This window comes from Actinosynnema sp., assembly GCF_052038725.1.
Map to the genome: position 1 here is coordinate 1 of NZ_JBQGCX010000920.1, position 8,556 is coordinate 8,556.

The 8,556-nt window shown below is 75.8% G+C and carries 9 protein-coding genes; 6 read left to right on the forward strand and 3 right to left on the reverse strand.

The window, feature by feature from the left end; genetic code table 11:
• Both ACTUAL_RS19360 and ACTUAL_RS19365 read right to left on the reverse strand, forming a co-directional pair.
• A partial coding sequence (locus ACTUAL_RS19360) for an AAA family ATPase (protein ID WP_440901242.1) occupies positions 1 to 1,399 on the reverse strand: 1,399 nt, incomplete at its 3' end.
• Complete coding sequence (locus tag ACTUAL_RS19365; RefSeq protein ID WP_096497592.1) at positions 1,396 to 2,544, reverse strand: exonuclease SbcCD subunit D; 1,149 nt, start codon at positions 2,542 to 2,544, stop codon at positions 1,396 to 1,398. The genes ACTUAL_RS19360 and ACTUAL_RS19365, both read right to left, overlap by 4 nt.
• A gap of 102 nt (positions 2,545 to 2,646) precedes the next feature.
• Between ACTUAL_RS19365 and ACTUAL_RS19370 the strand changes: the two genes are divergently transcribed.
• Entirely contained in the window at positions 2,647 to 3,588 is a 942-nt protein-coding gene (locus tag ACTUAL_RS19370; protein ID WP_096491499.1) for a DNA recombination protein RmuC, read from the forward strand.
• 101 nt (positions 3,589 to 3,689) lie between these two features.
• Positions 3,690 to 4,433, forward strand: a complete 744-nt coding sequence (locus ACTUAL_RS19375; RefSeq protein WP_096491498.1) for a DUF6542 domain-containing protein — start codon at positions 3,690 to 3,692, stop codon at positions 4,431 to 4,433.
• Positions 4,434 to 4,828: 395 nt separating this feature from the next.
• Here the strand turns inward: ACTUAL_RS19375 and ACTUAL_RS19380 are convergent, their stop codons facing one another.
• Positions 4,829 to 5,773, reverse strand: coding sequence for a 4-hydroxy-3-methylbut-2-enyl diphosphate reductase (locus ACTUAL_RS19380; protein WP_012783354.1), 945 nt, complete (start codon positions 5,771 to 5,773; stop codon positions 4,829 to 4,831).
• A 64-nt stretch (positions 5,774 to 5,837) separates the two neighbouring features.
• Between ACTUAL_RS19380 and ACTUAL_RS19385 the strand changes: the two genes are divergently transcribed.
• The 4 genes from ACTUAL_RS19385 to ACTUAL_RS19400 are packed head-to-tail and all read left to right on the forward strand — an operon-like array spanning position 5,838 to position 8,545.
• Complete coding sequence (locus ACTUAL_RS19385; protein WP_440901243.1) at positions 5,838 to 6,440, forward strand: lipid droplet-associated protein; 603 nt, start codon at positions 5,838 to 5,840, stop codon at positions 6,438 to 6,440.
• Positions 6,437 to 7,705: an exodeoxyribonuclease VII large subunit gene (gene xseA / locus ACTUAL_RS19390; RefSeq protein WP_440901244.1), complete on the forward strand. Its 1,269-nt coding sequence runs from the start codon at positions 6,437 to 6,439 to the stop codon at positions 7,703 to 7,705. Before ACTUAL_RS19385 ends, xseA begins: the two co-directional genes overlap by 4 nt.
• Positions 7,683 to 8,096: a sugar ABC transporter substrate-binding protein gene (locus ACTUAL_RS19395; RefSeq protein ID WP_440901245.1), complete on the forward strand. Its 414-nt coding sequence runs from the start codon at positions 7,683 to 7,685 to the stop codon at positions 8,094 to 8,096. The genes xseA and ACTUAL_RS19395 overlap by 23 nt, the downstream gene beginning before the upstream one ends.
• Entirely contained in the window at positions 8,093 to 8,545 is a 453-nt protein-coding gene (locus ACTUAL_RS19400) for an exodeoxyribonuclease VII small subunit (protein WP_440901246.1), read from the forward strand. The genes ACTUAL_RS19395 and ACTUAL_RS19400 overlap by 4 nt, the downstream gene beginning before the upstream one ends.
• Positions 8,546 to 8,556: the final 11 nt, after the last annotated feature.

Consider the following 8,556-nt stretch of genomic DNA (forward strand, 5'->3'; position numbering starts at 1 on the left):
CGGCCGCGGAGCGGTCCGCCTCGGCCTCGGCGGCCCGGCGCTCGGCGTCGGGGAGGGCGGTCGCGGCCTCGGCGCGGCTGGTGGCCTCGGGCAGGGCCGCGCGGGCCAGCCTCGCCGCCTCCAGTGCCTCCTGCGCGGACCGCAGGCGCTCGGGGGCGCCGTCCAGCGCGCCCGCCAGCTCGGCCAGCCTGGTGGCGGCGCGCTCCCGCTCGACCGCCACCGCGTCGAGCGCGCGCAGCGCGGCCCGCTGCTGCTCCGCCTCCTCGGCCAACCGGGTCAGGCCGCCCGCCTCGTCGCGGAACCGCTGGGCACCGGCACGCGGGTCACCGCCGAACGCGGCGGCGGGGCCGTCGGCACCAGCTCCTCGGACCAGCGCCGCCACCGCTCCCCCGGCGGCCCGCTCGGCCGCCTCAGCGGCCCGCAGGGCGGCTCGCGCGCGGTCCCGGCCCTGGAGTGCCAGCGCGACCGGCACGGCCCGCCTGGCGGCGTCCCCCTCGGCGACCAGCTGCTTGCGCGCGGGCTCCGCCTCCGCGCAGCGCACCAGCTCGGCGTGCGCCCTGCGCACCCGCCCCACCCGCGCGCCCAGGTCGCGGGCCTCCTGCCAGGCGCGCTCGGCCTCCGCCCTGGTCGCGGCGGTCGTCCCGGCCAGCTCGCGCGCCGCCTCCGACGCCGCCGCCAGCCCGCCCAGCACCCCCTCCAGCCACTCCGGACCGCCCCCGCCCTCGGGCGGTTCCACCCGCGCGGCCTCGGCCACCCTGCTCACCAGCTGGGCGTTCCGGTCACGCAGCTCCTGCAGCTCCCGCCCGCGCTCCAGCCGCCGCTCCCGGAACCACTTCTCCACCGCCAGGAACCGCTCGGTGCCGAACAGCTTCTCCAGCAGCTTCTCCCGCTCGACCGTGTCCGCCCGCAGGAACCGCGCGAACTCGCCCTGCGGCAGCAGCACCACCTGGAAGAACTGGTGCGCCGTCATCCCCAGCAGCGACTCGACCTCGCGCGCCACCTCGTCGATGCGGCTGTGCCCCTCGCCCTCCCAGCCGCTCACCCACGCCAGCGCCGCCTTCGCGTTCTGCCTGGTCGTGCCGCCGCCGCGCTTCTTGGGCCGGTCGTACTCCGGGCTGCGGGTGATCACCAGCCGCCGCTCCCGCACGGTCAGCTCCAGCGACACCACCGTCTCCACGTCCGGCGACGCGTAGTCGCAGCGCAGCCGCTTGACCTCGCCGCGCGCCCCCGGCACCTGCCCGAACAGGGCGAACGCCACCGCGTCCAGCAGCGTCGTCTTGCCCGCGCCGGTGTCCCCGTGCAGCAGGAACAGCCCGTCCGCGCCGAGCGCGTCGAAGTCGACCACCTCGCGACCGGGGTACGGCCCGAACGCCGACAGCTCCAACCGGTGCAGCCTCACGCGCCCTCCTCCCGCCCGGCCGCCGCGAACGCCTCGCGCAGCAGCGCCAGCTCACCCGGTGACGGCGGGCTGTTGCGCACGTCCTCCACGAAGCAGCACGTCACCTCCTCGTCGCCGCGCCCGCGCACCCGCTCCGCGAACCGCAGCTCCGCGCGCCTGCCGCCCTCCGGCTTCCACTCCACGTGCACGGCGTGCTGGAACCGGTCCTGCAACCGCCGCAGCGCGTCCAGCGGCCGGACCCGGTCGGTCAGCTCGACGGACAGGAAGCTGCCCTCCGCGGCGGCGTTCGCCGGGTCGGCCAGCAGCGCCCCCAGCTCCCCGCGCAACCGCCCCAGCGGGCGCGGCACCGGCAGCTCCCGACGCTCCACCCCGGCCAGCCCGCCCGCGTCCAGCTCGACCAGCCACACCGACTTGGTGTGCCCGGCCTCCGAGAACGAGTAGGCCAGCGGGCTGCCCGAGTAGCGCAGGTGGTCCGCGAGCTCCTGCGCCCCGTGCAGGTGCCCGAGCGCCGCGTAGTCGATCCCGTCGAACACCGACCCGGACACCTCCTGCACCCCGCCGACCGCGATGGTGCGCTCCGAGTCGCACGGCGCCCCGCCGGTCACGAACGCGTGCGCGAGCACCACCGACCGGGTGCCCTCGGGCCGGGCGGCCAGGTCGGCGGACACCCGGCGCATCGCCTCGGTGAGCACCCCGGCGTGGCCGCGCGCGGACGGCACGCCCAGCACGTGCCTGGCCGTCTCCGGCTCCAGGAACGGGATGCCGTACAGCGCCACCGGCCCGTGCCCGTCGGCCAGCAGCACCGGGTCGGCCAGGTCGGCGACGCGGGTGCGCAGGTGCAGGCCGCCTGCCGCCGCGAACCCGCCGAACAGGCCGAGGCGCGCCGCCGAGTCGTGGTTGCCGGGCGTGACGACGACCCGCGCGCCCGCCGCCCGCAGCCGCTCCAGCACCCGCGAGCAGAGCGCGACCGCCTCGGCGTTGGGCACGGCCCGGTCGAACAGGTCGCCGGACACCACGACCACGTCCACCCGCTCGTCGACGACCAGGTCGGCCAGGCCGCCGAGCACGGCTTCCTGCTCGCGCAGCAGGTCGCGGCCGTGGAAGACGCGGCCCACGTGCCAGTCGGAGGTGTGCAGCAAGCGCATGGCGGCCACGCTAGGGGGTGATCACCGGCGGACCGGGTCGCCGCGCGTCCGGCGTGTCGCTCGATCAGGTGAGGGCAGGCCAGTGGGCCATGATTCAGCGCCGTGACGGCGGTCCTCAGCACGGCGGCGGTGGTGGTCGCGCTCCTGCTCGCGGGGGCGCTCGCGCTCCTGTGGCGGCTCTACCAGGACAGCGTGCGGCGCGCGGACGCCGCGCTGGACGAGGTGCGGCGGGAGCGGGAGCGCGGCGAGGTGCGGCAGCTCGCCCTCCAGCGGTACGAGGTGGCGTTCTCCTCCTCCAGCGGGCGCGGCGAGCTGGGCGAGCGGGTGCTGGTGGAGACCGCCCGCGCGCTCGGGCTGCGCGAGGGCGTGCACTTCGGGCTCCAGGTGGACGTGGCGGGCGGCGGCTCGGTGCGGCCGGACCTGGTGCTGGAGGTCGGCGGCGGGCGGCGGGTGCCGGTCGACGCGAAGATGTCCATGGCGCTCTGGGCGGAGGCCGTGGAGACCGACGACCCGCGCGAGCGCGCCGACGCGCTGCGGGTGCACGTGCGCACCATCCGGGCGCGGGCGGCGGAGCTGGCGGGCAAGGGCTACCAGCGGTGGGCCGACGCCATCTACGGCACGGTGATGTTCGTGCCCAACGACGGGGCGGTCGTCGCGGCGCTGGACACCGACCCCGAGCTGCTGCGCTGGCTGCTGGACCGCAGGGTGTTCCTGTGCGGCCCGACCGGGTTCGCGGTGATCGCGTCGGCGGCGGTGTTCGCGGCCTCCGACCGGGCGCTCGCCGACGACGTCGAGCGGGTGAAGGCGCAGGCGGGCCGGGCGCACCGGGCCGCCGAGGGCGCGGTGGAGGCGGTGAACCTGTCCGGCACGCACCTGCAGCGGTTCCTGTCCGCGCGCAGGCGCGAGCTGGACGCGCTGGAGGCCCTCCGGACCGCCGTGGCCCCGCTGTCGGCCGCGTCGGGGGCTCCCGCGCCGCCCGCCGAGGTCCGCGGGGCCGACGACCGGGAGGCGGTCGGTGCACCCTCGCGGGCCCGTGAGGCGTAACAGGAAGTGACGTCGGCGCGAGGCGCGGCGGGAGCCCGCGCGGCCCGGCGGGAGTCGGATACCGTATGCCGGATCGGTCCGGCCCGAACGTAGGAGTGAGCGTGACCGCCGCAACGCGTGACCGGCGCAGCGAGCCGGATGAGGACGACGAGTTCGAGGAAGTCCGCTGGAACGACCGCGCCATGTTCGGCAGCTTCCGCGGGCTGCAGTGGTGGGCCGCGGTGCTGATCGCGTTCGCCCTCGCGTTCGTCGGCGCCTTCATCGACGTGAACTCGTCGAAGACAGTGGGGCTGCTGTTCGGGGTGGTCTTCTTCGTGGGCTCGGTGGGCGCCGCGGTGTTCGTCGAGCGCAGGTCGATGTTCGGCCCGGTCGTGCAGCCGCCGCTGGTGGTGGCGGTCGTGGTGCCGCTGGTCGTGCTGGCCACCGGCGACTCGTCCAGCCAGGGCATGGCGCTGGCGCTGGACCTGGGCAAGCCGCTGGTGAACGCCTTCCCGGCGATGGCCCTGACCACGCTGTTCACCGTCGGCATCGGCATCGCGCGGGTGTTCCTGCAGCGCGACCCGAACCGGGTGACGCAGGACGAGCTGGACGCCGAGGAGGCCCCGAGGCCGCCGAAGAAGCGCCCGAGGCCGGTGGAGGCGGAGGACGAGGTGGAGGCCGACGAGCGGCCGAAGCGCCCCCGCAAGCCCGCGCCCGCCGAGGACGGCGAGCGGCCGAGGCGACCCCGGCCGTCCGGCGCGTCGGGCGAGAAGAAGCCGGTGGGCGAGAAGAAGCCCGCGGGTGAGCGCCCGCGCAAGCCGGCGGGTGAGCGGCCCCGCAGGCCGCGTCCGCGCGACGAGGACTGAGCGCGACTGCGCGGGTCCTCGGAGGGCACGACGAGCGAGAGCAGGAGCGGGATTCGGGAGCCCCGGCGCTGGTGACGGCGCCGGGGCTCCCGGCGTTCTCGGGGCTTGTCCCGGCCCAGCGCGGTGCGGGGTTTGTCCCGGCCCCCGCGCGTCCCGGCCCCCGCGCGTTCCGGCCCAGCGCGGCCCAGGGCACGTACCGGCCCACCGCGGTCCAGGGCACGTACCGGCCCGCCCCGGCCCCCGCGCGTTCCGGCCCCCGCGCGTCCCGGCCCCGCACGTGCAAGAGCCGGGGCGGTCGCCCGCCCCGGCTCTGCACTCACGTCACCGCCTCGCGGCGCCCCAGCGCGGGCGCCCGGTCGGACCCGACCGGGTGGTCCCGGCCGGTTCGCGGGTGTCTAGCGCACCGAGTCCTTGCGCAGCTCGCGCGGCAGCGAGAACGCGATCTTCTCGTTGGCCGTGGTGATCTCCTCCACGTCGCCGTAGCCGCGCTCGGCCAGGTGCTTGAGCAGGTCCATCACCAGGATGTCCGGCACCGAGGCCCCGCTGGTCACGCCGACCGTGCCGACGCCCTCCAGCCAGGCCTCGTCGACCTCCTCGGCGTAGTCGATCAGGTAGGAGGCCTTCGCGCCCGCCTGGAGCGCGACCTCGACCAGCCGCACCGAGTTGGACGAGTTCTTCGAGCCGACCACCAGCACCAGGTCGCACTCCGGCGCCATGGTCTTCACCGCGACCTGCCGGTTGGAGGTGGCGTAGCAGATGTCGTCCGACGGCGGTTCCTGCAGGTCGGGGAACCGCTCCTTGAGCTGGCGGACCCGCACCATGGTCTCGTCGACCGACAGCGTGGTCTGCGACAGCCAGATCACCTTGGACGGGTCGCGCACCTCGACCTTGGCGACGTCCTCGGCGGTGTCCACGAGCTGGATGTGGTCGGGCGCCTCACCGGCGGTGCCCTCGACCTCCTCGTGGCCCTCGTGGCCGATGAGCAGGATGTCGTAGTCCTCGCGCGCGAACCGCTGGGCCTCCTTGTGGACCTTGGTCACCAGGGGGCAGGTCGCGTCGATGGTGCGCAGGCTGCGGTCGGCGGCCTCCTCGTGCACCTTGGGCGAGACGCCGTGGGCGGAGAACACCACCAGCGCGCCCTCGGGCACCTCGTCGGTCTCGTTGACGAAGATCGCGCCGCGCTTCGACAGCGTCTCCACGACGTGCTTGTTGTGGACGATCTCCTTGCGGACGTACACCGGCGCGCCGTACTTCTCCAGCGCCTTCTCCACCGTGACGACTGCGCGGTCAACGCCCGCGCAGTACCCGCGCGGATTGGCCAGGAGCACTCGCTTGTCCATGTCGTCCAGGGTACGGGCGTGGCGAACCTAGGCACACGCCGCCCGACTGGGGCAATCTGGGTGCATGAAGCAACTCCCGCTGCCCGTCCGCCTCGCCGCGGGACTGGCCGTCACCGCGGTCGAGCAGGCCAGGAAGCTGCCCGGACAGCTCGCGGGGCTGCCGGTGACCGTCGTCAGCGAGGCCCTGCAGCTGTCGATGCGCGTGCAGCAGACGGTGACCGAACTCGCAATCAGGGGCGACGACGTGCTCGCCGGGCTCAAGACCGTCGAGCAGGAGCCCGAGTGGGCCGTGTTCGACGAGGACGAGACCGACGCCGCGCCGCCCGCCGCACCGCCCGCCGCCAAGACCCCCTCCGACCAGGAGCGGAAGTCCGCCGCCGAGGGCATCGCGAAGGTCGCCGCGGCCACCGGCGCCGCCGACCCGGCCGACTCCGACGACGACTCGGCCGACCCGTGGGCCCGCGAGGAGCGGGCGCTGGCCGCCGAGTCGCCGACCGCGCTGCCCGAGTACGACTCGATGAGCCTGCCGCAGCTTCGGGCCAAGCTGCGGTCGCTGTCCGAGTCCGACCTCGAGGAGCTGCTCGCGCACGAGCGGGCGCACGAGTCGCGCCCCGAGTTCACCGGGATGCTGGCCCGCCGCCTGGCCAACCTGCGCGCCGAGTCGTGACGGAGCCGAAGGACCGGGCCCAGCCGCCGCGCTCCTCGCCGGAGGAGCCGTGGCCGGTGCGCACGGTCGCCTACAAGATCGCCGACTGGATCGGCAGGCTCGGCGACGTGTGGGTCGAGGGCCAGGTCACCCAGCTGAGCGCCCGCCCCGGCACGAAGGTGGCGTTCCTGACGCTGCGCGACCCGTCGGCCGACCTGTCGATGTCGCTGACCGCCCCGGTGGGCCTGGTCCGCGAGGGCCAGCTCACCGAGGGCAGCCGGGTCGTCGTGCACGGCAAGCCCAACTACTACGCGGCACGCGGCACGATCAGCCTGCGCGTGGACGAGATCCGCGCGATCGGGATCGGCGAGCTGCTGGCCCGCATCGAGCGGCTGCGCAAGCTGCTGGCCGCCGAGGGCCTGTTCGACGCGCGCCGCAAGCGCAGGCCGCCGTTCCTGCCGAACAAGATCGGCCTGGTGACCGGTCGGGCGTCGGCTGCCGAGCGGGACGTGCTGACGAACGCGCAGGCCAGGTGGCCAGCCGCCCGGTTCCGGGTGATCAACGTGGCGGTGCAGGGCCCGTCGGCGGTGCCCGAGGTGGTGCGCGCGCTGGGCGAGCTGGAGGCCGACCCCGAGGTCGACGTGATCGTGCTGGCGCGCGGCGGCGGCAGCGTCGAGGACCTGCTGCCGTTCTCCGACGAGGCGCTGTGCCGGGCGGTGTCGGCGCTGCGCACGCCGCTGCTGTCGGCGATCGGGCACGAGCCGGACACCCCGCTGGTCGACCACGTGGCCGACGTGCGCTGCTCGACGCCCACCGACGCGGGCAAGCGCGTGGTGCCGGACGTGGCCGAGGAGACCGAGCGGCTGCGGCAGGCCCGCGACCGGGCGAGGCGCGCGCTGCGCGGCTGGGTCGACCGGGAGCGCAAGCTGCTGGACGCGCTGCGCACCCGGCCCGCGCTGGCCGACCCGCACGGGCCGCTGGAGCGCAGGGCCGAGGAGGTGCAGCGGCTGCGAGACCGGGCGCTGCGCGCGGTCCGGAACCGGCTGGACGCGGAGGGCGCGGGACTCGCCGCGACCTCGGCGCGCTTGACGACCCTCGGTCCCGCCGCCACCCTGGCCAGGGGGTACGCCGTGGTGCAACTGGTGTCGTCCGAGGGGACGGAGGGCGTGCTCCGATCGGTCGCCGACGCGCCCGAGGGCGCCCGCCTGCGGGTCAGGGTCGCGGACGGCGCCGTGCACGCGGTCGTCGAGGGAGGAGGCGGTGGTGGTGCCCAGTCCGGATCGTGAGCCGACGTTCCTGCCGCTGACGGTGGCCGCCACCGAGCAGGCCGCCCTGCGGGCGGGCGAGGACCCGGCCGCGCTGGCGCTGAGCAGGCGCGCCGAGGCGGCCGACAGCGCGGCGGCGGGCTGCTGGCTGGCGCTGGTCGCCGGGTGCGACTCGGGCAGGCAGGCCGTGCTCGACGCGGTGCGGGCGCTGACCGAGGAGGCGTCCGGGCGCGCGGGCGACCTGTGCGGGGCGGTGCCGCGCAGGCGGCTGGTGGAGGCCGAGCTGCGGGTGGACGAGGCGGTGCGGGAGGCTGACGGCGCCGAGTTCGCCGAGGCGCTGGCCGACTACGACCAGGCGGCGGCGACGGTGGTGGTGCACGTGAGCAACCGATTGGGGAACCTGTCCAGGTGAGTGAGCCGGGGTACGAGGCCGCGCGGGACGAGCTGGTCGAGGTCGTCCGCAAGCTGGAGGCCGGTGGTCTGTCGCTGGAGGACTCGCTCGCGCTGTGGGAGCGCGGCGAGGTGCTGGCGAAGACGTGTGAGCGGCATCTCGCGGGCGCCCCCGCGCGGCTCGTCGGGCTCAACCTGGTGCCCGACGGCGACGACCTGATCTCGTTCACCCCCGACGCGGTGACCGTGTCGCTGGCCGAGCCGGAGGGGTCGTCGCGGCTGCGCTGGCGCGGACAGGTCGCGACGCTCGCGCCGCACGGCGACGCCGTACGGCTGCTGGTGCACGCCTCCCCCGACCTGCTCGCCGACGTCACTCCCGCGGCGGCCACCGAGCTGGAGCTGGTGCCCGGCCGCGAGGTCTGGCTGTCGGCCAAGGCGACGGCCGTCAGCCGCTACGAGGCACGCCGATAACCTGTGCGCCA

Excerpts from the sequence above, each read along its gene's own strand:
- ACTUAL_RS19365 (WP_096497592.1), bottom strand. The coding sequence starts at position 2,544 with ATGCGCTTGCTGCACACCTCCGACTGGCACGTGGGCCGCGTCTTCCAC.
- ACTUAL_RS19385 (WP_440901243.1), top strand. The coding sequence starts at position 5,838 with ATGAAGCAACTCCCGCTGCCCGTCCGCCTCGCCGCGGGACTGGCCGTC.
- ACTUAL_RS19380 (WP_012783354.1), bottom strand. The coding sequence starts at position 5,773 with ATGGACAAGCGAGTGCTCCTGGCCAATCCGCGCGGGTACTGCGCGGGC.